Here is a 23307-nt window from a genome sequence, read left to right as displayed (position 1 = left end):
TAGAATTTTGAATGATTGTATATTTTGTAAAATTATAAACGGAGATGTGCCAAGTTACAAAGTTTACGAAGATGAATTTGTTTACTCATTTTTGGACCTTTCGCAAACAACCCTTGGTCACACTCTTTTAATCCCAAAGAAACATGTAAAAGATGTTTTTGAATACGATGAAAAACTAGCAGAGGCTGTTTTTGGTAGAGTTCCCTTAGTGGCTAACGCTCTTAAACAAGCGTTACCAGACCTTCAGGGATTAAACATCATCAACAACAATGGAGAGCTAGCTGGTCAATCAGTATTTCACTCCCACATCCATTTTATACCACGATACACCAATAGCGATACCTTTACGCTGAAATTTACTGATAATAGTTCTCATTATCAACCTGAGCGATTAGCTAAATTAGCGGAGGAAATCAAAAATGAAATTTAAAAAAATCATTATGATTGCGGGTACAGCATGGGCCGGTTATAAAATTTACGATTTTTTTAAACGCGAAGAAAATTTAATCTGGCTGCAAAATTTATCAGATAATTCTAAAATTGTTAACGAAAAATATCAACAATTTAATAAAGATCTCAACAAATTGCAATTGAAGAATGAGCAACTCCTCAAGCCCACCGTAAAAAATTTAACAAAAGAGATCAATGAATTTTCATATTTGATGAACTTCAAAGTTAAAAAAATCCAAAGCAATCTCCAAAATCTGAGTAACGATTTTCCTAAACATTAAACTCAGCTTTCACATCTTTACAATTCAATTTCAGTTATGATAAAATCTAGCCTATTGTAAAATATTTAATTCAGGAAGGACATACATGCAAACAAAAAAATTAGCAGGCGTAATCTTATCTGTATCTCTTCTGCTTGTAGGTTGTTCTAGTGGCAATCAAGCAGTTGCCACTATGAAGGGTAAAACGATTACCCAAGAAGATTATTATAAAGCCTTAAAGGAATCTCAAGCCGGAAAATCTACATTACAAAATTTGATTTTAACCGATGCTCTTGAGCAGAAGTATAATGACAAAGTTAAAAAATCTGAGATAGACGCTGAATACAAAAAATTAGAAGACCAATATAAAGGCAGCTTACCAGCTATGTTGAAGCAAGCCGGTTATACTGAGTCTTCATATAAGAAATCTATCAAGAGCCGTTTGCTTGCAAAAGCAGCTTTAAAAGATAAGCAACCAGAAAGCAGTAAGAAATTTAAGGATGCTTTAGACAGCGCTTGGAAGAGTTATTCTCCAAAAATTTCTGTTCAAAGTATTCAAGTCGATGACGAAAACACTGCTAAAGATCTGATTAAGAAATACGAAGAAGATCCAACCGAAGCAAACTTTAGCAAGTTGGCTAAAGAGAATTCTAAAGATACATCATCAAAGGATAACGGTGGAAAGTTAGCTGAATTTGATCCTAAATCAACAACAAACCAGCAAGCAAATCTCGATACGAATTTAAAAGAGGCTGCTGGAAAATTGAAAAAACAAGGCGATTACACCAAAGAACCAGTCAAAGGATCAACGAGCGGTTTCTATATTATTCGTTTAATTAAGACGCCAAACAAGGGTAAATTTGCTGATCACAAGAAAGAATTGACGGAACAAATTTATAATCAATGGCAATCTGATGCAACTGTTATGAATCCAATTTACGGTAAAGTCCTTAAGGAAGTTGACACTAAGATTGTTGATAAAGATAAAGATTTAAAGGATGTTCTATCTTCATTCTATCAAACCCAGACCCCTACTACTCAACAAAACTCAAACAAGTAATAGATTAGAAACAAGGTAAATTAATTCTCCTTGTTTTTTTTGCGCCTTTAAAATTATTTTCCATTTTTATTTTTTTGTGATAGAATCTACTTTGTTGTGAAAAAATTTAATTTAGGAAGTACATACATGCAAAAAAAGTTTTTAGCAGGGACTATTTTATCTGTTTCTCTCCTGCTCGTAGGTTGTTCCAGTGGTAGTAAAAATGTTGCCACGATGAAAGGTAAAACAATTACCCAGGATGATTATTATACAGCTTTAAAGGAATCTTCAACTGGAAAACAAACATTACAAAACTTGGTTTTAGCAGACGCGCTTGAACAAAAGTATGGTAGTAAAGTTAAAAAGTCTGAAATTGATAAGCAATATAAAAATTTAGAAGATCAATATGGCTCTAGCCTACCTAGTATGTTGAAGCAAAGTGGTTATACTGAATCATCTTACAAGAAAGTTCTCAGAAATGGCTTACTTGCAACAGCTGCTTTAAAAGACAAACAGCCAACCAGCAGCAAGAAGTTTAAAGACGCTTTAGACAGTGCTTGGAAGAACTATACTCCAAAAATCACTGTTCAACATATTTTAGTTGACGATGAAAATACAGCTAAAGATTTGATTAAGAAATATGAAGAAGACCCAACAGAAAAGAACTTTAGTAAATTAGCTAAAGAGAATTCTAAAGATACTTCTTCAAAGAACAATGGTGGTAAAATCGATCCTTTCGATCCAAAATCAAGTAACCTTGATAGTGGATTTACAGCTGCTGCTGCTAAGCTAAACAAAGAAGGCGATTATACAAAAGAACCAGTTAAGTATCAAACTGGAAATGGCTACTTTATTATTCGTTTAATCAAGAAACCTGCTAAAGGTACCTTAGCTGAGCATAAGAAGGAATTAACTGATCAGGTCTATACGCAATGGCAAAAAGATACAACAGTTATGAATCCAATTTATGGTAAAGTTCTTAAAGATGTTGATGCTAAAATTGTTGATAAGGATAAAGATTTGAAGGATGTTCTTTCGGCATTCTATCAGACTCAGACTCCTACTCAGCAACAAGGAGCTACACAGCAAGGTTCAAGCAATAAATAGTTTTATTAAAAAACAAGGTAAATTGATTGCCTTGTTTTTTTGTGCTTTGATTTATTGAAAATTCGCATTTTATAACTACTATTTTCTTTTGTGATCAATTACACTAATCCCTGAAGTGGTTACAATTTATAGATTATTTTTGATCAATTATGACTTCTTGTCATCTGTACTTCCTCCTGATATTAATTGTGGCAAACAAAAAACGCCTTTTGGCGTTTTTTAACAGTTCTAATGATCAAACTATCAGCTCTGTTAAATGATTAGAAGAAACAAACTGATTTCTGATTCCTAGATCTGTCGTAAAGAATAACAATTGAGTAGAAACTGCTAATTTTTGAATAAGTTCGATTACTTTAGCCCGTCTGACAACGTCAAAATTTATAAATGCATCATCAATAATTAATGGTAACTGGATTTTATCTAAGAAACTTATTGCAAAAGCAAATCGCAAAGCAACATATAACTGTTCAGCTGTGCCTTGAGATAACTCAGCTATTTCAAACGTTTGACTATCAAGTCTTTCAACATTGATCGTATCACCTTCAAAATTTATTCCCCGATAACGATTATCAGTCAATACATTGAAGTATTCGCTCGCATGATCAATAATTTGAGGAAATCTTTCTTGCGTTGCATCATCCAAAGCTGCTTTTATCCAATTGCTACCTAAATAATTAGTAATCCAACTTTTAGTTAAACTTTCAATTCTTGATTCCAAATTAGCGAGATCTTGTCTTAGTTGATCATATTTTTCAGTATTGATAACTCCCTGCAACTGGCTTTGATTACTGAGAATCTCTTTACCAATTTCACGTTCTTGTTCCGTAAGTTCTTTAACATCTTTACTATTTTGATCAAGAGACCATTTTAGCTGCTCGTAATTATCAAATTTTTTAAGTTCCGGTAGTAAACTACTTAGGTTGCTTTCGTAAATTTTAAGCTGTTCTCGCTGTCTTTCGCGATTCAAAAGATCATGATGATAGACTTCTAATTCCATTTCAGATTGCAAACCATTATCTCTAAGCAATCGTGCCATTTCTTTATTTGCGTCATCCATCTCAAAGTTCAGTTTATTAATTTTAGTAACATAGAACTTCTTCTTCTCTTCATTTTGCGCATTAACCGTTGAAATATTAGCCATATCCTCAAAAAATGAGCTAATCAAATTCAATGTTGCGACTTGATCTTTAAGCTGAATTTGAATCCAATTTTTGGCAAAATCAAACTCAGAAAAATAATCATTAACTTGTTCCCAATATTTGTCTTGATCTTCTTCGAGTTTTTTCTTTTTTTCAGCATTTTCATGAAGCTTCTTCAGATCAAGCTGAAAACCTAAGAAAGTATCAATTGGATATTCATAACGATATTTATCTTTTAGGTTCGTTAATTCTCGAACTAAATCCTGCATCCTTAGATTAACATGCTTCAGTTCATCTTCTATCCTTGTTTTGTCATCAACAACCGCAGACTCATCTGGTTCTCTCGTATTAACGGGACTTGATACAACATAACTTATAATCGCTGCTAGCACTCCAATAATGACTCCAGCAATACTAACGATATGCCCAATTGACCCCATCATCATTCCAACAGCTCCGACCACTAGACCAATTAAAAGACAAATGATTGTTGGCGCCCAATTTTTTTTACTCCGATTACGAGCTGCAGCTTTTGTTGATTTAGGACTATCAATAGTTGTTCGCCCTTGAATGCTTGCCCGAACATCTTCCAACTCATCATAATTTCTTTTAAGTTCTAATCCATGAAGATAATCCTCTTTAGACATCTCCTCGGTTTCCATCTTAAAAGCATTTTTAACTAGTAAATCATTTTGATCTTTTGTCAATTCAGCGATCTGGTCGCTAATTTTTTCATTTTTTTCACAGACACTTGTAACTTCAGAAAGTTTACTTTCTAAATCATCAAATTCTTCCTTATTATCGAGATAAAAAGCATACCGAGGATTGTTGGTAATCGTACTTTCTGTGATTTTATCAACTTCTTCCCGCGCTATTTTAAGATCTTCTTTTGCGGTTTCAAAGTCTTTTTTTTGTTTCATAAAATCATCATAGAGATCAACATCAAGATTTCTCCGGTTTGAAATCGAATTTAAAAGTGTTAAATATTCGTCATAGTTATGCCAATTATCATTTAATTGTTGCAACTTTTTAATTGTATTATTTTTTTTCTCAATTTGTTGATGAATCTGCTCTTTATTTTGCGAAAGCTCTTTATTTTGTTGCTGCAGTTCATTAAAAATGTTATTTTCTTGCCCTGCTTCAGAAACCTTCTTCTCCAAATCTCGGTGCTCTTTCATCGCTAAATTTAAGAGCGGTTTAGTTCCCGAAGGTTTAAAAATTGTTCCCGCATCACTAGCTAGACTATTACTAAGATTTAGCCAATCTTGAGAGCCAGTCATTCCGATGTGTAAAATTTGATCGGTAAAATCATCTTTTTTTAACCTAAAAACCTCATTTAGTGCATTTTCATCAAATTCAAAAATATTTTCATAAAGAGATAAATCTGCAGCTCCTAAAAGTTCATGCAACTTACTTTCATCGTATTCTTTGCCTTCAGAAGTCACTATTACACTGCCGCTACGACTACGTAACCCCCCTACTCGGCGAATCAGATAATCAACGCCATTTTGAGAAACTAAAAGTTCCCCTCCAAACGATGAACCAAAGCGGGGCTTATATTTATCAGTATCCGTTTTTTTACCAAAGCCAAACAGAACCCCACGGATAAAAGCCCTTAAAGTGGTTTTACCTGCTTCATTTAAACCATAGAAAATATGAAAATCATCGGCAGTATCAAAACTTGTATCAACCCATTTACCAAAACCAAAGATGTTAACTTTTTTAATTATCATGACTGATCATTCTCACTCTTTCTTTCATTAATTAATTCAAATGTTTCATTTTTAAGGCTTGATAAAAAATCAGGATCGCGTACAAGATCTTGAAGAAACCGATAATTTTTTAGTAAAGGCAATACTTCTGCTTCAACGTTCTCAGTTGAAAAAATTTGTTCAGCACTTTCATTCCAAAAAGTCTGATCCAACTCTGAAAAGACATCACTTTTGGTAATCTGCACATTAATCTTAATAACAATCGTATAATTATCTTCAAATTCTTTTGGAGCTAAGCCACCTGCAAAAGAATCATCTTCAATCGACTTAACTACAGTTAAAGGTAAGTTATTAGCATTTTTTATCGTAACTTCAACAAAATGGGAAACCGTTTTACTCAATTCATTCAAACTTAACTCAATTTCCCGTTCAACATCGCTCATTGATGTTAAACTACGGCCATCAACTTTAATCCGATCCCATTCGATTTTGGCGCTAGGTAAGAATGTAGCGTTAGTTTCATGTCGATCAGCTTCAACTAAGTAAAAACCCTTCGGACCATCTTCTTTAATGCTGCGTCCCTGTGGAACACCAGGATAAATAATATATGGATTTTCGTTAAGGACCTGTCTTTCATGAATATGACCTAAAGCCCAATAATTATAACCCTTATCAAGTAATTCATCCTTAGTAAAAGGTGCATAATTATCGCTTTGCCCCTTTCTTAATGCCCCGTGTAACAGGCCGATCGTATAATCTACATCAGAATGTCTTTTGGGGTATTTATCGGCCAAATCCTCGGTGATCCAACGGTCTTCGTAACTAAATCCTACTAACTCAACTTTGGTCCCATCTTTTGCCGTATGATAGAAACTTTTAATGTTGCTTGGAAAAACAAAAACATTATCCGGAAACTCAAAGTTACCGACCTGACTTTTAGCGAAATCATGATTCCCTAAAATCACGTATACTGTTATTCCCTCACTTTTAAGGCGGTTAAATTGCTTACTCAAAAAAAGTTGTGCGCTAACACTTTGAACATCGGAATCGTATAAATCTCCCGCAATGATCATAAAATCAATTTCTTGCTTAATTGCAACATCGACGATATTTGTAAAGGCCTCAAAAGTCGAATTTCTGATTTTTTTAAGAATCTCTGTATCCTCGATCTGCAACCCTCGAAAAGGTGTATCTAAGTGTAGATCGGCTGTATGAATGAATTTCATGATGCTCCCCTTTATATTGCTAAAAAAATTATATCTTTGTTACTTAAAAAAATCTACGACCGAATTATAGATTGACGAAAAACCTTTTTGAATCACATCAATTCCTTGTTGATAAAGGTCCGTATTTTTCTTAATAAAATCTTGTTGTTTCTCTGCTGGTGGCTCATAATTATTTGAAAAAGAAGTCTGAGCCGTATCAGAGTAAATTATTTCAAAAATGTTCTTAAAAGTCCAGTTTGCGTAATTACTGTTGGTAAGGACTCTTTCATCACTAGGATCATCATAGCCAACCCAAGTTGTTAAACAAAGATCAGGCGTAAAACCCGCAATCCACTGATCACGAGTAGCAGTAGCAAGTCCTTCTTTTGTTTGAGTACTACCTGTTTTACCAGCTACCTCAAAATTCTGTGGTTTAGCAGAAACAGCGGTCCCCTGATTAAAAACACTTTTTAACATCGGGGTTAACTCTTTGACCACTTTCGGTGAAATCACCGAGCGAGAAAAATCATTAAAACTTTGGACCGGTTTGCCATTAGAGGTCTCAATTTTATTAATTAAATGGGTTTGACGTTTAACTCCATTATTAGCAATAATTTGATAAGCTTGGGCAATTTGCATTGGACTAACTTCCAGATCACCCAAAGCTAGGCCAAGATCTTTTTGATTATCTTTAACCTTAAAGCCAAATCTATTCAAAGAATCAACTCCCGTCTGTAAGCCCATTTCATTAAGAAGCCAAACCGCTGGGGCATTTAAACTATTGGTTAAAGCATCATTCATTGTAACTTCACCCGCATAGGTATTACTGTAGTTTTTCGGCTGATAACCATTATATGACACTAATTTATCTTGCAAAAGTGAATCTGGCCGATATCCTTTAGTTAGTGCTGGGGCATAAACTGCAATTGGTTTAAGCGTCGAACCTGCTTGTCGATACATCTGCGTCGCCCGATTTAGCTCTAAAAACAAATGGTTTTGATCGTTAGCATTGCCAATTAGCGCTTCTACTCCGCCAGTTTTTACATTAACAGCTACAGAAGCAGATTGCGCCTGAATATCACCAACTTTGGGCAAGATTCCTTCGTTGGCATAATAGTTTTCCATCTTTTTTTGCATTTTAGGGTTAAGATTGGTGTAAATCTTATAACCATCATTTAAAAGATCATCTTCAGAAATTTTATAATCTCGTTTAGCTTCTTCAATCACTGCATCAAAATAGGAAGGGTAATTGTAGGTAGTAACTGGAGTATAATTATTAACTACATTAACTTTTTCATTGAAAGCCTGGGTATAAGTTTCATCAGAAATGACTTTGTTATCTTTCATTGATTTCAAAATAACATTACGCCGAGATAAAGCATAGTCTGGGTAACTAATCGGATTAAAAAGTCCCGGGTTAGCTAACATCGCGCAAATCGAAGCTCCTTGAGCGGTTGTTAGCTCAGAGGCATGAACTCCAAAATAACGTAAAGAAGCATTTTCAACTCCCCAAACACCATATCCAAAATAAGCGTGATTCAAATACATTTCTAAAATTTTCTTTTTGGGTTCAATCCGATTCAACTGAATTGAATAGAATAATTCTTCAACTTTTCGGCCAATTGTCTTTTTTTGAGTCAGAAACATGTTTTTTACCAGTTGTTGGCTAATTGTACTCCCTCCTCCTCCAGTATCGCGACCAAAGTGAATCACATAACCAAGTATTGCACGAGCAGTTCCAGTAACACTAAAACCTAAATTATGATAAAAAGTTCGATCTTCAGTATTAATAACCGCATTGACAATATTAGGGCTAATTTGCTCCAAATTAACATAGCGACCTTTTCGATTTAATAAAACTCCTGCATACTGTCCATTTTGATCATAAACAGATGAATTAAGGCGCAATGAAGACTCTAGCCCTTTAATATCAGCAGTTTTTGCTCTATACGTAAAAAAAGAAAATATTAAAATTAAAAAAAATAAAATCACTACAAGAGTCATTTTAAATGGATGATATCGTTTAATAAACGTATTCAAAAACAAGTCCTCTAAGAAGCCTCAACTTCTTTAGTGTTGATATATTTAGCTAACATATCATAAACTTTTTTGGCATCAGTTTCATCTTTTGAGATTACTACAACACTATCAAGTCCCGCAACAGTTCCTGTAATTTCAGGAAAATCAAGCTCATCCAAATTTGCACCAAAAGCATTTCCCGAACCTTTAATTGTTTTAATCACGTTCAAAAAATGTACCTGAGTAATAGAAATAGCAACAATTCTAGCATTATCCAATAATTTTTGCACTGGATCTCTATCATCTTGATGATAGACAACAAAACGTAAATTTCCATTAAAATCAGGAACTTTAGTGATATGCATATCTCTTATGTCACGAGATATCGTTGCTTGAGTAACTTTTATTCCATATTTTTCTAAAAAAAACAATAATTGATCTTGGGTTGTAATCGAATTCTCGTTAATAATTTGAGAGATTAATGCATGTCTTTTTTCTTTTTTCAATTAAATTATTCCTTTACATTTCAGATGGAGCCTTAACACCTAATAAACTCAAAGAATCTTGTAATACATAGCTAACTGCTCGAACCATTTGAAGGCGTGAAAACAACTCATCCCCTTCAACTAAGATTCTAACATTTTTATAATAGTGATTAAAAGACTTAGCCAACTGAATTGAATATTTTGCAATCGCTGATGGCTCATATTTCTTCTCAGCCTGTCTAATAACCGTTGGATATTGATCTAACAATTTAATTACATCAAAAGCAGAGTCATCTTCAAAAATATTGACATATTTCTCTGTCGGCTGAACTAATTTGCTTGCCTTGCGCAAAATACTTTGTGCTCGCGCATTGGTATACTGAACATAAGGTCCGGTATCACCTTCAAATTGGACCACTTCATCTAATTTAAAATCAAAATTCTCTAAACGATCATTTTTTAAATCATGAAAAACTACAGCTCCGTAGCCAACTTGCCTTGCAACAAGCTCCTTATTTTCAAGAGTCGGATTTTTCTCTTCAATTTGTTTTAGAGCTAATTCAAAAGACTTGTTCAAAACATCATTTAAAAGAACAATTCTTCCTTCTCTGGTAGACAATTTCTTGCCATTAAAAGTAATTAATCCAAAAGGAACATGAATTACTTGCTCTGCCCAAGAATAACCCATTTTCTTTAAGACAGCCTTTAATTCAGCAAAATGCTGCTTTTGCTCGCTACCAACGACATAAAGAGATTTAACTGACTTATATTTATTTTTACGATAAATAGCAGCAGCCAGATCTCGAGTAATGTAGAGACTCGCTCCATCACTTCTAATTATCAACGCTGGATTATCAAATCCCTCTGCCGACAGATCAACAACCTGGGCCCCTTGACTCTCTTCTAGAATACCCTCGGTTTTTAACCTATCAATAACAGCAGCCATCTTGTCATTATAAAAAGCCTCACCATCATAAGAATCAAAATGAATATCAAGGTCATTGTAAATTTCTTCAAATCTCTGTAGAGAGACTTTTCTAAACCACTCCCAAAGTTTTAAAGCTTCACTATCCCCATCCTCCAGCTTTTTGAACCAAGCGCGACCAAGGTCATTCAGACTTTCATCTTTTTTTGCTTCCTGGTTAAAGTGAACATAAAGCTTTAAAAGCGTTTCAATGGGTTGATCTTCAATCTCTTCAGGTACTCCCCACATCTTATAAGCCGCTAACAACTTACCAAATTGTGTTCCCCAATCACCCAAAAAATTAATTTTTACCGGTTCATAGCCACATTTTTTTTCAATATTTGCTAAAGAATTTCCAATCACTGTTGATCGTAAATGCCCCATTGACATGGGTTTAGCAATATTAGGTGAAGACATATCAATCGTAACATTTTGTCCGTTACCCTCATTATTTGAGCCGTAATCAGCTTTTTTTTGATTGATTTCAGTTAAAATTTTTTCAGAGTCTTTTTCTCTGAGCACAAAAAAATTAATATATCCATTGACAATATTAATTTTTTTAAACAAGTTTTGATTTATCAGTGCAACGATCTCACTGGCTATTTCATTGGGAGATTTATGTTTAACTTTAGCAAGGGAAAAAGTAGGAAAAGAAAAATCACCAAAAGAGGAATTTTTAGGTCGCTCCAGAAGATTTTCAACTTGGACCTCATCAGAAATGTATATACTTAAAGCCCTTTTCAATTCTTGTACGACGACATTTTCTAAACTCATGGAACCTCCAAAAATAAAAAAGCGGGTGACGAGAATCGAACTCGCGACGCTAGCTTGGGAAGCTGGTGTTTTACCACTAAACTACACCCGCAATGAAAATCATTATATCACAAGTAGTTACTAAATAGAAGATGATTTCATTTCCGCTGAAATTTGTTTAACAATTTCACTTGGAGTGGTAACGTATTGCTTTTGGGCCAATTTATCTCCAATTGATCCATGAAGATAAACCGCTGCCAGAACTGCCTCAACATGATTAGAAAATTGAGCAACAAAACCTGCGATCATTCCAGCCAACGTGTCCCCCATTCCGGCTGTCGCCATACTTGCATTACCGCTCGTATTCTGCCAAACCATATTTCCATAATAAATTTCCGTACGATGTTTTTTTAAGACTAATGTAGCTGGATCATGGCTTAAACTACTGAGAACTTTTTGATTATTTTCTGAAGATTGATCATCAATTTGTAAACCACTATATCGTTGCCACTCTCCTTGATGCGGCGTTAAAATCAACGAAGCTGGCGGCAAATTCAACTGATTATCTGCCAAAAGAGAGAAAGCAGAACCATCGATGATAAGTATTTGACTGTGATCAACTAACTCAAATGCCATTTTAAGCAAGCTTAATGATTTTGCTTCGGTACCAAGGCCTGAACCAATGCTAATGACGTCTGATTTTAAAAATATCGTTTCTAATGATTTTTGATCATTGTAATCTTGAAAAACTGCTTCCGGGACAACGCTATGGAGGCTGGATAAATTAATTGGATCACAAGCAACCGTTACTAAGCCTGCTCCACTATTAACGGCAGCTTGTGCACTCATAATGGCAGCCCCACCATAATGCTGATTTCCGCCAATAAATAAAACTCTGCCATAATTATATTTATGAGTATCGGGGTTCCTTGGTTTAATTACCTGATGCAAAATTTCCTTAGCAATTTGTTTCATTTGTTTAAATATCCCTAGAAAAAAACAGGCTAATTAAGCCTGTCACAATAAATATGCCCCAAACAGGAGTCGAACCTGCACATGATTGCTCATACAGCGACCTGAACGCTGCGCGTCTGCCAATTCCGCCATTGGGGCCTAACGGAGAATGGGGGATTCGAACCCCCGATACAGGTAAAGCCCGTATACATGATTTCCAATCATGCTCCTTCAGCCGCTCGGACAATTCTCCACTAAAAGCGAAACTAAAAAGTTATGCCTATTTAGTTTCGCGATGTAATGTAACCTTATGATCGTTAGAACAATATTTTTTCTTCTCTAAACGTTCAGGGTTATTCCTTTTATTTTTTGAAGTTAAATAGTTACGATGATGACATTCTGTACATTCGAGAATGATATTTACGCGCATAGCTACTTTCCACCTTTCTATAACATTTCAAAATACAAACTAATAGATTTTAACATACATTAAGATCAGATGCGAGGCCAAATTGCCAAAAAAGATTATTTTTATTTTCCTCTGCTCGCTAAAGTTATGAATGCGCTATAATATTTTTGGAGGTGATTTTTATGTTTCCTTATCAATTTGAACCTGGCAAAACCTATTACTATGTGAACAACTTAAATCTTACTTTTGAAGTTAAGGTCATTAAATCTAACTCTCAAACGGTTACTTTTAAAACCAAATTCAATCCCGAGTGGACTTTAACACCCGATTCCAAAGAGATTAAAGAACATCGAATCTTCTCTTCAAAAAACTCAGCCACTGTCTTTGCTAATGGATGCTGCTCTTAGAAATCGTGCCATGTGGCACTTTTTTTGTTTCATCCTAATTAGCATCATCCGGGTAATATTTGCTATAGAGCGCATAAATCTGATTAGCCATCTGGATCGGGACCGGTACCGTCGGTAAATTTTGGTAAGATACGTTATTTAGTCCCGGAAAAACAATTGCGATTGCTATTTGCGGATCTTTTACGGGTGCAAAAGTTACTAGACTTTCGTTTAGAACTGGTTGACCGTCAACACTAACGGACTCTGAGGTCCCCGTCTTTGCCGCCACTTCAAAAGGCAATTTAGCCATTGCTAATCCTGTACGCCAACCGTCAACACGATTATTTCCCGATCCATAAACTACGTTGTGAAGTCCCGTTTTTACAAGATCAAAGTCTCCTTGAGTCGCATTTACTCGATTTAAAACTTTAGGAGCATTGTTATAAACAATTGGACCTTTTGAACCATCATTTTCAATCTGTTGAATTGACTGAACAATATATGGCTTCATCCGGTATCCGTTATTAGCAATTGTTGAAATATACTGGGCCATCTGCAAAGTTGTATAAGAATCATAATTTCCATATGAAAGATCAAGAAGTGATCCCGTCAAAAGACTTCCTTGCTCATTGAAACTAGATCCAACTAGCCCAGTAATTTCTCCTGGCAAGTCAATGCCAGTTTTAACTCCCAAACCAAATTCGTTAAAATACATTCTCAATCGATCAAACGAGTTTTTATCAGCGGTCATTGAAACATTTGGAACATACTCGGCGTTAGATTCTTTCATTGCTAGTCGCATCATATAAATATTAGATGATACTTCTAAAGCTTGAGCCGCAGTCAACGAACTAAAAGTTCCTTCCGGATACACCGATCCTTTTGAGCGAGTTCCAGGCAGACGAACTGCTGAATCTGGTAGTGAGTTATCAGTAGTTGTAATAGCACCACTCATCAGTCCACCCATTACCATAGCTCCTTTAACTGCCGATCCCATAACGTAAGCTTTATTAATCACTCCCAAAGGATTATAAGTAACTTCACCAGTCTTAATATCACGATCAACTCCTGCCATCGCATAAATCGCTCCCGTCTTAGGATTCATTACTACTGCATAGGCTCCATCATTTTTTCCCGCGTACCCGCCAGCAACGGTAGACTCCAGAACACTTTTAACAACATAACTCACATCATTTTGAAATTGCGAATTAATGGTCAAGTTTAAACTGCCACCCATTTGACCGGGATAAATCGTCTTTTGGGAAAGAATTTTATTGTTAGTCGAAAGTTCAATCTGCGAAACTTTCTTCGATCCTTTTAAAACATCCTCATACCCTTGTTCTAAATAGCTTGTCCCAACGCTATCATTTCTAGCATATCCTTGAGCTAAAAGACTGTTGATCTGCTCAGCTGGCAAACCCTGTTTATTAGAAGTTACGTTACCTAAAACCCCCGCAATAGTTGGATTAGTCGTATTTTCTCGAATCCAGTAAGGTCCAACGCTGATTCCTGGTAACTCTAAAAGATGTTCATTAACTTTAGCAATTTCGTGATCAGTCAAACCACTATATTTAATGTAAACTGTCGATAATTGATAAGCCGATTCCATACTTTTAAAAATAGTGGCTTCCTTTTCTTGTTCTTTTGAAAAAGTTATTTCTTTATCCATCGTAAATTGCATCAAGTTTTTTTCTATTTGATCTGAAGACAAAGAATTACCTTTACTATCAAGCAGCAGATTTTTTGGCATTTGCGCTTTGATTGATTTATTATTAGCATCATTAGCAAGATAATAATCGGCCCGATCCCACTTCGAAAGATTTTCTGGCTCAACGTCAATAAAACCTGCCAGTTTTACAGCGATTTTATACATTTCACTTTTGGTTACACTTAACCCACGGGTATAGGTAATCGCGTTAGTCGCTTGATTTCCAGCTAAAACATTTCCGCGAGAATCATAGATTAAGCCCCGTTGAACAGGAGTAGTAATCGAAAGTAATTTTGTTTGATCAATTTCGCTTTGATGTTCTTTACCGTGTTGGAGCTGAACATCGCCTAGTTTTAAAACCAAGATAGCAAATAAAATAAATACAATAAAAAATAGGAGATTAAGTCGAAAAGGAATTCTGGATTTATCTTGAACTTGATTATTATTTAAATGTTTGTTATTTTTCAAAAAATATTTGCCTCAAAATTATTATTTGTTATGGTAAGGAAGATGAAAATTATAAAAATCAAAGAAAAAATACAGTTTGAACCAACCATTGCGTTTTTGACCCCAATCATCTTGATGACAATTTATTTTATCGCAATTGGGGTCTATCCTTTTGGACATAACACAATTATGACAGTCGACCTGGGTCAACAATACATTGATTTTTTTGGCCTTTTTCGCGATACAATTCTCCACCATCCGGCAAGCTTCTTTTATTCATTTGCCAAAGATATCGGCGGAGATATGATCGGTGTTTGGAGCTATTATTTATTAAGCCCTCTTAATATAATTTTTCTTTTTTTTAATAAAGAACATTTAGATGTCGCTGTAGTCATTATAACCTTGTTGAAGTATGGTTTGGCCAGTCTGGCTTTTTACTTTTTTGGTCTTAAAACCTCTAAAGTCCCACCCAAGTTTTTAATATCTATTAGCGTCAGTTATGCGCTTAGCGGTTTTTTTGTTGCTAATCAGTTTAATATTATGTGGCTTGATGCCGCATACCTCACTCCCCTTGTTGCCTGGGGAATTTACCTCATTTTTAAAAAAAATCAAACTCGTTTTTATACCGTTTTTTTGGCCGCCATCTTAATCATCAACTACTATATGGGCTACATGATCTGTATCTTTGCGGTTCTCTATTTTATCTTCCTCGCCTCTATAAATTATCACACATTTCGCTTGCTCGTTAAACAGTTAGTTAATTTTTTAATTGCATCAATTGGTTCTGCTCTAATAGCTGCTTTTATTCTCCTCCCAACGTTTTTTCAGCTTACGCAAAGTAAAGGAACCTACACTATTAAAAAAATTAATTGGAAGTTTGAGTACAATCCTTTCAAAATGCTTACCAAATTTAATATTGGCGCTTATAACTTTGATGCAATTTCTAGTGGTCTACCCAATCTCTTTATTCCAAGCTTTTTATTAGCGCTCGTTATTTTATTTTTTAGCATTAAAAAAATTGAACTCCGAACAAGGTTTACAGCTCTTTTAATTACTATTTTTTTAATTTTGTCATTATCATTTGAACCATTCGATTTGTTATGGCACGGTTTTCAATTTCCAGTTTGGTATCCCTACCGTTTTTCTTATCTCGCCATCTTCTGGCTCCTCATTTTAAGTTTACAAACTTTTGAGTTTATCGAAGAAATAACCCTCAAGCAATTAATTATTCCCGCCATTTTCTTTGTGGCTATTACCTCTTGTTCGATTTTTGAACGAAAAAACTTAAACTATTTAAATTATCCAATTATCATCGTTTCAGCAGCTTTCTTTGTGATTAGTGTCGCTGCCTTAGGTGGAATTATTAACAAATATCAAATTTTCAATAGATTTTTTCCGGCTTTAATTGTTTTGGAAGCGACAATAAATGCTTATGTTTCGATCAGCATGATTGGCTTTATTTCTCATTCGGATTTTGCAAAATACATCCAGACCACGAATAATTCCCTTCAAAAAATCAAAAAAACTGATTCAGGTTTTTATCGAATTGGCAAATCATTTGAACGAACTAATAACGATGCAATGCTCTTAGATTTTAACGGAACCGACCAATTTAACAGTATGTTAGAACCTCAAACCAGCACGTTATATGCCAAACTTGGTCAACCGCAATCTGAAGGAGATGTTATTTACGCGAACGGAAATCTGTTCACTGATTCATTGTTAGGCATTAAGTATTTCCTAGAAAACAAAAAAAATAAACCAGAAGTTTATAAACCAATCGGAACAAGAATGGACGTCCAAAACTATGGAATTAAAGCCAAAGATCAAAACATTGTAATTCGCGAAAATCCTTACGCATTGACCAACGGATTTTTGGTTTCAAACAAAGCTTTAAAACCGGACCTTGCCCTCATTAATCCGATCACGAATTACAACACAATTTATCATAATCTTGTCCAACAAAGTGATTTTGAAGATCTATTTTTGCCTTTTTATTCCTATCACGAAAAACTGGTCAACCTCAAAAAGAAATCCTCGGCAACTTGGAATACTTACACAAAAATCAATCCAGCCAAACCAGGAAAAATCATTATTTCGCTTACTCCAAAGACTAATGATCCTTACTATGTATCACTTAATGGCGATCTCGCTGACCACAAAATTAAATATTGCGTTAACGGACAAAATATTGAACAAGACGAACCAATTCAAAATACAGTCGTTCAATCAATTTTTCAAAATAAAAAAGATCAGAATGTGAATTATGTCTTAAATGTAGATCGCAAAGAATTAAACCTCTATGATCTCAGTTTTTATTTCATGGATAGCAAAAAATTCTTAGTCCAGAATACGCAACTGCAGCACAATCAGTTAAAATTGACCGAACATCACTCGAACAGTCTTAAAGGAAACATTGAAGTAAAAGAGCAAAACCAAGTTTTATTTTTTAGTATTCCTGCGGTCAAAGGATGGCATGCAAGCGTTGATGGAAAGAGAGTTCCAATAAAGAAGGCTTTTCGCAACTTTATCGCAATTCCGGTCAAACCAGGCAAACACACTGTCAAAATTACATATCTCCCACCTTACTTTATCACTGGCTTAACAATTAGCATTGTAACCTCAGGCGGACTAATGATTTGCTTATACCTTAAACGTCGAAAACCATGACGCTAACGATTAATTTTATCGATTACAATTAAAAGAAAAATTTGACTTCAAGTCAACTTTAAGTGTTATCTTCAATATAAAAAAGGTTGGGAACGATTTATGACAGTTTATCAAGAAAAAATTTACACCGGTGAAAGATCTCTTTTTGCCACTAATAATGCTACGCTTCAACACATAACCTTTGGTAACGGCGAATCTCCGTTAAAAGAAAGTCACCATCTAAAAATTTCAGATTCAATTTTTCAATGGAAGTACCCGCTTTGGTACTGCTCGGATATCTCAGTAGACCACCCGGTTTTTGAGACAATGGCGCGCTCTGGTATTTGGTACACAAACCATATCTCAATCAACAACAGTACAATCCAAGCGCCCAAACTTTTTCGGCGCTGTCAAGACGTCACTTTAAATGAGGTCTATTTTGCCGATGCTTTAGAAACCCTTTGGAACTGCTCTGAAATAAATCTGAAAAATGTTCAGGCAAAAGGCGACTATTTCGGTATGAACAGCCAAGACATTAAACTAGATAATCTCCAACTAGTCGGCAACTACGCTTTTGACGGCGCTAAAAATATCACAGCTAATAATTGTACTTTCTTTTCAAAAGATGCTTTTTGGAATTGTCAAAATGTGACCTTAACGAACTGTACCATCAATGGAGAATACTTGGGCTGGAACACCGAGAATCTAACTTTAATTAATTGCACGGTTGAAAGTAATCAGGGGCTTTGTTACGTCAAACATTTGACAATGAAAAATTGTATTTTGTTACAAACCGATTTAGCTTTTGAATACAGCTCTGAAATCGAAGCTGAGATCGATTCAAATATTGTCAGTGTTAAAAATCCTATCAGTGGTGTGATTAAAGCACACAAGATTGGAGAAATTATTCAAGATGATCCAAAATTAGATCTAACACAAGTTAAGATCCTTCAAACGGGGGTTAACAATTGAAAAGAAAATGGATTTTTCTAACAATTTTTGGGGGAATCGTCCTTTTAATTGTTGCCGGATGGAGCTGGCAGCAAATCATACGACCACGAAGCACAATCATTAAATCAACACCGACCATTTTTCTGCACGGCTGGGGCAGCAGTGTAAATGCTGAACATCAAATGACCTCTGCAATGAAAAAATCTGGAATCACAAATAGTGTGACTCAAGCAATTGTGAGTCCAGAAGGGAAAGTTAAACTCATAGGATCAATTCCTAAACACGCTAAAAATCCAGTTGTTGAAGTAGGATTTAAGAATAACAAGAATACCGATTATCATGAGGATGGACAATGGCTTAAAAACGTTATAACTGAACTGCAAAATACTTATCAGATTAAAAATGTAAATTTAGTCGGCCACTCGATGGGCAACATGGCAATTGCTTATTACATTTTAGATCATAGCAATAATTCCTCTTTACCTAAATTGCGAAAACAAGTTGATATGGCTGGTCATTTTGATGGAATTATTGGAATGAACGACAAACCAAACTTAACCAAGCTAGACGATTCCGGAAAACCCGATCGCATGGATGATAATTACCGAACACTTCTTGGATTGAGAAAAAAATATCCTAATAAACAAGTACATGTCTTAAATATTTTTGGCGATAAAAATGATGGATCTCATTCCGACGGTTCTGTAACAAATGCTTCTTCTCAATCTTTACGTTATTTGATTGGCGAGCGAGCCAAAACATATCAAGAGAAGAAAATTATTGGAGCTGACGGCCAACACAGTCGACTGCACGAGAATAAAGAAGTCGATCAAATTTTGATTAAGTTCTTATGGCCATAAATTTTCTTGAGGCTGTGACATAAGTCTCATCTCGTTGATGACGTGTTGCAACCATCTTGATAGCGAAAATTAACAAAAAAACCGTCCTATTCAACTTTGGCGAGTTATAGGAACGGGTATTATTGCCATAAAGTGGCTCACATCGAGCTGGTGTAGACGCACCGGCTCTTTTTGTAACTAAATATATATCACGCAGGGTACACAATCAAGGCACGTTAACTAAAGTATACGTCACGGTCGCCTTGTATTGACCCGGAGCCGGAATATCGTTTGAATGTGCTTTAAAGCTCAAGCTCCAAGGAATCGCAAGTGCGTCTTGATAGCCACTACCTGCCGTCCCGTTATACACAGTCTGAGCCGTTGAGGTGAGATTAGTCGTAAGGCCATTATTTTGGAAGTAGAGCGGATTGCCTGAGATCTTCTTCGTAGCGTCGCTGGCAAGTTCAAATTGTTTAGTCACTGCCGCTTCGACGCGCCAGACTTTTCCGTTGCGGGAATTTCGGTTGTCAGTAATGTTGAAATTCTGAACGGAGCTGCTGTGATTATGCTCTCGAAGGGATCCACGATGTACCCCAAAATCAATATTTCCCGTTGTCGCTAAAGCCTGCTTACCGATTTGATCCCAAACGTAAATTCTAGTACCCGTAGCAGTCGCTGAGTCACTGATAATCTGAGCGGCAGTCTTTGCTGTTTCCTTGGGATCGTGAGCCGTTCCTCCTACTCCAACTTCACGCCAATTCGGATTTGTCACGTAATATGTTGTGCCTGCATCTACAATCTCCGTCTCAACTGCCGGATCTGTTAAACCACAATCTGCTGCCAATTTAGAAGTACTCCCAAGCGTCAGTTGCCAAAGCTTTGAACTACCATCAAACATTGAAGTCATCGTTGTAACACTACTTGTGTTAAAACTACTAAGATCAAGACTCGGAAGCACCGACATGTGCGCAAACATTACCGTCATGTCGGTGGCACTTGATGTATTAAAGCTCGTTACGTTCAGCTTCTTTAATCCATGCATTTCGTTAAACATGTAACTAAAATCTTGTACTAAGCTGGTGTTGAAACTGTTGAGATCCAACTCAGTGATCCCTGTACAAGCCTGGAACATGCCCCGCATGCTGGTAACCTGGTTCGTAACAAAGCTACTCAAATTCAAGCTCGTTAACAAATTACAGTCATTAAACATACTATTCATGTCTGTCACATTTGTGGTATTGAAATGGCTCACATCAAGACTAGTCACCTTTTGACAATGGGCAAACATCGCGTTCATATCGGTGACGTTAGCAGTATTCAAAGCGTCGAGTCCTTCAATTGATGTAGCATTCATGAGATCAGCAAATAGATTATGAAGTGATCCACGAGCTGTTACTCCCGGTTTAATTACCACTTTTGTAATATCTGCCGCTTGTCCATGCCAAGGCCAAACAGAAGCTCCCGTTGTATCCACCGAACCGTTTAATTCATGTGGGTAAATCGTCAAAACTTTAGTGATTGGATCAAGATACCACCAACCCTGATCATTTAGAGTCACTGCATCAGTAGCTGGCGCATAGTTTCCAGTGTTATACACCAGATCTGTGCTAGCCAGTGGTGATTTATTATTACTTGCGCTATAAAAATATGAACCGAAGAATGGATCTCCATTTTCATCAATTAATTGACTCGATTGATCATAAATCGCTACTTTTGTCACAATCTTTGATAACGGAGCTGCGCTTGGACTCGCAGGAGATGAAGTGATTGTTATTTGACCTGCATCATTAGCAGTCAATTGAGCGTTATTCCATCCGTTGTATTTCATCGTAATCGTGTTGGTTCCTGTTTCCCCCAACTTCAAATCATTAGTAGTTCCCAGCTTCAATGGAATATAAAGAAATCCATTTTTTTGAATGACATCTGCCGGTAACGTTCCAACCGTGGTAAATAAGCCGCCTAGTGATTGAACTGCTGTGACCTTGGACCAAATCGGAATCACATTATTCTTTGCGGTGTATTTAAATATTACATTGTCCCCCGGTCTAATTGTCGCAACTTTACTAAACGTTCCACTATTAACACTAAGCTGAAGATCTGCTGAAATGTCAGCACTGCCTGTTGGTAAATCCTGCCGGTAAACGTAATTGACAAAAGTGACGCCGTTAAATTCGGTTCCAACGGTTACCGTATTTCCTGAAGTTGTGACGGTTCCCCCACTTCCTGGTGTCCCTAAACGTTTATTAATTCTCGTTCCATTATCAAAAAATGTGCCATTAACCTGTGCTCGGCGATATGTTTTCCCATTTTTTACAATTGTAAGCGGACTGCTGGTATCAATAAATTGTGTTGAACCCGGATGTTGAATTTGCCAATCTGATAAAATTGTTGATTTTGCAGCTTGTAAATCATTGCCGTTTTCGTCAACATAACGAGTTGTAATTACTGGATCTCCGGGTGTATAACTTCCTCTTACATTTCTAATTGTGTTACTTTCAGTGCCTTGACCCGTTGTTCCTAAAATTGAAAATGCCCAGTTTGAACGATCGGCAATAACTGCTCTTTCAAGTGAATTAAATGTCTTAGTCCAAACTGAACCACCTATAGCAGGATCTCCCACTACCACTTGTAATGTATAAGTACTAGCATTATACGACATTGACATCGGATGCCAATTATAATCGGGAATATTTAATGGTTTACCACTAACGCTTCCAAATGCATCATTTTTCGGAGTTACTGACATCCCATTTAAAGGTGCAGAATATTGAGCTTTTCCCGCATATCCATTACTATCAGTCGTTACAAAAGCACCGTATGTATTATTGACATTCCAAGGACTCCCGTAAGCAAATACATCGTCAATATCTAAAACTTGGGTAAGAGAATGAGATTGACTTCCATAAGGCGTTCCATGAATATAGTTAATACCAACAATGCTACTATCATCATTATAAGTATCAACTTTAAACCCAATTGCATTCATTAAATCGCTAATCCCAAGATTACCCCCGCTATAACCTAATGAATGAATATTTTGACCATTATCAACGTCATCAGAGAGTGTAACAGAAGAATTATCAGAATGTCTTCCAAAAACCAATGGAAGTATATAATCAGGACTTCCTTTAGAATCTATAATTCTCTCACCCGATTTATATAGAGGGTGCAAAACAAAACCTATACCATCACACAAAAACGTCCATGTAGGTGGTTCAATTTTTAAATCCCAACTAAAATTAAAATCTTTTGTCATATCTAATGTAGAGTTGAGAGTTACAGCACCTACTTGATAAGATTTAGCTTCATTAATTTGAATAGTATCCCATGTACCATTATCATTTACTTTCGAAACAGCTGTCCCAACAGTTGCAAAAAAATTTTGGGTATCGCCTAAACCAACATTAATCGGACTAAGTCCACTTCTTGGTTTTATTAATGAGCCTGGCTCTACAAAAGCAGATCGAGAGGAGTTAGCTAATTGCCCCCCCCCTGAAATCGCTACCATCTGTTAATACTGCTACATTTGTCGGAAAATCTGCAGCTCTACTGTCCTGTTTAAAGCTCAATGCAAAGTTCAATACCCAAACTCCGCTTAAAACTGCCAGAATATATCCCAACTTCTTCACTAGTTTCATGGTCATCTCCTCGTAATTGTGCTATCTCTTCACTAATTATCGATAGTATACCAGACTTCTTATCAAATTGGATTCCGTTTTTTATAAAAAATTTCAGAAATATCAGAATAAAGTTATTCTCTTTGTTATACTTGGATTTATGGGCAGTGGCTGCATGAATTCCCAAGGAGGTTATGCTGTAAGGAAATACGGA

Annotated in this window: 18 protein-coding genes and 3 tRNA genes; 8 read left to right on the top strand and 13 right to left on the bottom strand. The window is 35.9% G+C overall.

From position 1 onward, the window contains the following. The first annotated feature begins 7 nt into the window (after positions 1-7). The 4 genes from R8495_RS04815 (at position 8) to R8495_RS04800 (ending at position 2856) form a co-directional block, all read left to right on the top strand. The gene (locus R8495_RS04815) at positions 8-430 is read left to right on the top strand and encodes an HIT family protein (protein WP_317636407.1); all 423 of its coding nucleotides are present in this window, start codon (positions 8-10) and stop codon (positions 428-430) included. Beyond that, positions 420-731, top strand: coding sequence for a hypothetical protein (locus R8495_RS04810; RefSeq protein WP_317636406.1), 312 nt, complete (start codon positions 420-422; stop codon positions 729-731). The genes R8495_RS04815 and R8495_RS04810 overlap by 11 nt, the downstream gene beginning before the upstream one ends. Before the next feature lie 85 nt (positions 732-816). Next, on the top strand, positions 817-1770 hold the full coding sequence (locus R8495_RS04805) for a peptidylprolyl isomerase (RefSeq protein ID WP_317636405.1): 954 nt from the start codon (positions 817-819) through the stop codon (positions 1768-1770). Positions 1771-1896: 126 nt separating this feature from the next. Further along, a complete protein-coding gene (locus R8495_RS04800) occupies positions 1897-2856 on the top strand; it encodes a peptidylprolyl isomerase (RefSeq protein ID WP_317636404.1) in 960 nt (319 codons plus the stop codon). Between the two features lie 235 nt (positions 2857-3091). Here R8495_RS04800 and R8495_RS04795 read toward each other — a convergent pair whose 3' ends face one another. From R8495_RS04795 to rpmG, 10 genes are all read right to left on the bottom strand, one after another. After that, positions 3092-5728 (bottom strand): ATP-binding protein, encoded by a 2637-nt coding sequence (locus R8495_RS04795; protein ID WP_317636403.1) that lies wholly within the window; start codon positions 5726-5728, stop codon positions 3092-3094. After that, a complete protein-coding gene (locus R8495_RS04790; protein ID WP_317636402.1) occupies positions 5725-6933 on the bottom strand; it encodes a metallophosphoesterase family protein in 1209 nt (402 codons plus the stop codon). The genes R8495_RS04795 and R8495_RS04790 overlap by 4 nt, the downstream gene beginning before the upstream one ends. A gap of 39 nt (positions 6934-6972) precedes the next feature. After that, on the bottom strand, positions 6973-8820 hold the full coding sequence (locus R8495_RS04785; protein ID WP_317636401.1) for a transglycosylase domain-containing protein: 1848 nt from the start codon (positions 8818-8820) through the stop codon (positions 6973-6975). A 143-nt stretch (positions 8821-8963) separates the two neighbouring features. Next, a complete protein-coding gene (locus R8495_RS04780) occupies positions 8964-9437 on the bottom strand; it encodes an arginine repressor (RefSeq protein WP_317636400.1) in 474 nt (157 codons plus the stop codon). 13 nt (positions 9438-9450) lie between these two features. Then, positions 9451-11154, bottom strand: coding sequence for an arginine--tRNA ligase (gene argS, locus R8495_RS04775; RefSeq protein WP_317636399.1), 1704 nt, complete (start codon positions 11152-11154; stop codon positions 9451-9453). 20 nt (positions 11155-11174) lie between these two features. After that, positions 11175-11245, bottom strand: a tRNA-Gly gene (locus R8495_RS04770). Positions 11246-11274: 29 nt separating this feature from the next. Then, positions 11275-12108: an NAD(P)H-hydrate dehydratase gene (locus tag R8495_RS04765; RefSeq protein ID WP_317636398.1), complete on the bottom strand. Its 834-nt coding sequence runs from the start codon at positions 12106-12108 to the stop codon at positions 11275-11277. Between the two features lie 54 nt (positions 12109-12162). Next, positions 12163-12246 (bottom strand) — tRNA-Leu (locus tag R8495_RS04760). A gap of 4 nt (positions 12247-12250) precedes the next feature. Continuing rightward, a tRNA-Ser gene (locus tag R8495_RS04755) sits at positions 12251-12340 on the bottom strand. Positions 12341-12367: 27 nt separating this feature from the next. Continuing rightward, on the bottom strand, positions 12368-12517 hold the full coding sequence (gene rpmG, locus R8495_RS04750; protein ID WP_317636397.1) for a 50S ribosomal protein L33: 150 nt from the start codon (positions 12515-12517) through the stop codon (positions 12368-12370). A gap of 161 nt (positions 12518-12678) precedes the next feature. Here rpmG and R8495_RS04745 point away from each other — a divergent pair, with 161 nt between their 5' ends. After that, positions 12679-12903, top strand: coding sequence for a hypothetical protein (locus R8495_RS04745; RefSeq protein WP_317636396.1), 225 nt, complete (start codon positions 12679-12681; stop codon positions 12901-12903). A 34-nt stretch (positions 12904-12937) separates the two neighbouring features. Here R8495_RS04745 and R8495_RS04740 read toward each other — a convergent pair whose 3' ends face one another. Continuing rightward, the gene (locus tag R8495_RS04740; protein ID WP_317636395.1) at positions 12938-15058 is read right to left on the bottom strand and encodes a peptidoglycan D,D-transpeptidase FtsI family protein; all 2121 of its coding nucleotides are present in this window, start codon (positions 15056-15058) and stop codon (positions 12938-12940) included. A gap of 42 nt (positions 15059-15100) precedes the next feature. On the opposite strand from R8495_RS04740, the gene R8495_RS04735 reads away from it, so the two are divergent. The 3 genes from R8495_RS04735 (at position 15101) to R8495_RS04725 (ending at position 19497) form a co-directional block, all read left to right on the top strand. Beyond that, complete coding sequence (locus R8495_RS04735; protein WP_317636394.1) at positions 15101-17707, top strand: YfhO family protein; 2607 nt, start codon at positions 15101-15103, stop codon at positions 17705-17707. Positions 17708-17806: 99 nt separating this feature from the next. Next, positions 17807-18658, top strand: coding sequence for a DUF3737 family protein (locus R8495_RS04730; RefSeq protein WP_317636393.1), 852 nt, complete (start codon positions 17807-17809; stop codon positions 18656-18658). After that, positions 18655-19497 (top strand): alpha/beta hydrolase, encoded by an 843-nt coding sequence (locus R8495_RS04725; RefSeq protein ID WP_317636392.1) that lies wholly within the window; start codon positions 18655-18657, stop codon positions 19495-19497. Before R8495_RS04730 ends, R8495_RS04725 begins: the two co-directional genes overlap by 4 nt. Positions 19498-19702: 205 nt before the next feature. Here the strand turns inward: R8495_RS04725 and R8495_RS04720 are convergent, their stop codons facing one another. Together R8495_RS04720 and R8495_RS04715 are read right to left on the bottom strand one after the other, a co-directional pair. After that, the gene (locus R8495_RS04720; RefSeq protein WP_317636391.1) at positions 19703-22984 is read right to left on the bottom strand and encodes a BspA family leucine-rich repeat surface protein; all 3282 of its coding nucleotides are present in this window, start codon (positions 22982-22984) and stop codon (positions 19703-19705) included. Beyond that, on the bottom strand, positions 22950-23114 hold the full coding sequence (locus tag R8495_RS04715) for a hypothetical protein (RefSeq protein ID WP_317636390.1): 165 nt from the start codon (positions 23112-23114) through the stop codon (positions 22950-22952). The genes R8495_RS04720 and R8495_RS04715 overlap by 35 nt, the downstream gene beginning before the upstream one ends. Positions 23115-23307: the final 193 nt, after the last annotated feature.

It is taken from the genome of Xylocopilactobacillus apicola (genome assembly GCF_033095985.1).
Classification (GTDB): domain Bacteria; phylum Bacillota; class Bacilli; order Lactobacillales; family Lactobacillaceae; genus Xylocopilactobacillus; species Xylocopilactobacillus apicola.
Note: the sequence above shows the minus strand (reverse complement) of the source record. Positions and strands in the feature narration are given on the sequence as shown.

What these genes read in the sequence shown, in the direction of transcription:
- R8495_RS04795 (WP_317636403.1), bottom strand. Translation starts at nt 5,728, where the DNA reads ATGATAATTAAAAAAGTTAACATCTTTGGTTTTGGTAAATGGGTTGAT.
- R8495_RS04810 (WP_317636406.1), top strand. Translation starts at nt 420, where the DNA reads ATGAAATTTAAAAAAATCATTATGATTGCGGGTACAGCATGGGCCGGT.
- R8495_RS04805 (WP_317636405.1), top strand. Translation starts at nt 817, where the DNA reads ATGCAAACAAAAAAATTAGCAGGCGTAATCTTATCTGTATCTCTTCTG.
- R8495_RS04720 (WP_317636391.1), bottom strand. Translation starts at nt 22,984, where the DNA reads ATGGTAGCGATTTCAGGGGGGGGGCAATTAGCTAACTCCTCTCGATCT.
- R8495_RS04715 (WP_317636390.1), bottom strand. Translation starts at nt 23,114, where the DNA reads ATGAAACTAGTGAAGAAGTTGGGATATATTCTGGCAGTTTTAAGCGGA.
- R8495_RS04800 (WP_317636404.1), top strand. Translation starts at nt 1,897, where the DNA reads ATGCAAAAAAAGTTTTTAGCAGGGACTATTTTATCTGTTTCTCTCCTG.
- R8495_RS04730 (WP_317636393.1), top strand. Translation starts at nt 17,807, where the DNA reads ATGACAGTTTATCAAGAAAAAATTTACACCGGTGAAAGATCTCTTTTT.
- rpmG (WP_317636397.1), bottom strand. Translation starts at nt 12,517, where the DNA reads ATGCGCGTAAATATCATTCTCGAATGTACAGAATGTCATCATCGTAAC.
- R8495_RS04735 (WP_317636394.1), top strand. Translation starts at nt 15,101, where the DNA reads ATGAAAATTATAAAAATCAAAGAAAAAATACAGTTTGAACCAACCATT.
- R8495_RS04745 (WP_317636396.1), top strand. Translation starts at nt 12,679, where the DNA reads ATGTTTCCTTATCAATTTGAACCTGGCAAAACCTATTACTATGTGAAC.
- argS (WP_317636399.1), bottom strand. Translation starts at nt 11,154, where the DNA reads ATGAGTTTAGAAAATGTCGTCGTACAAGAATTGAAAAGGGCTTTAAGT.
- R8495_RS04790 (WP_317636402.1), bottom strand. Translation starts at nt 6,933, where the DNA reads ATGAAATTCATTCATACAGCCGATCTACACTTAGATACACCTTTTCGA.
- R8495_RS04765 (WP_317636398.1), bottom strand. Translation starts at nt 12,108, where the DNA reads ATGAAACAAATTGCTAAGGAAATTTTGCATCAGGTAATTAAACCAAGG.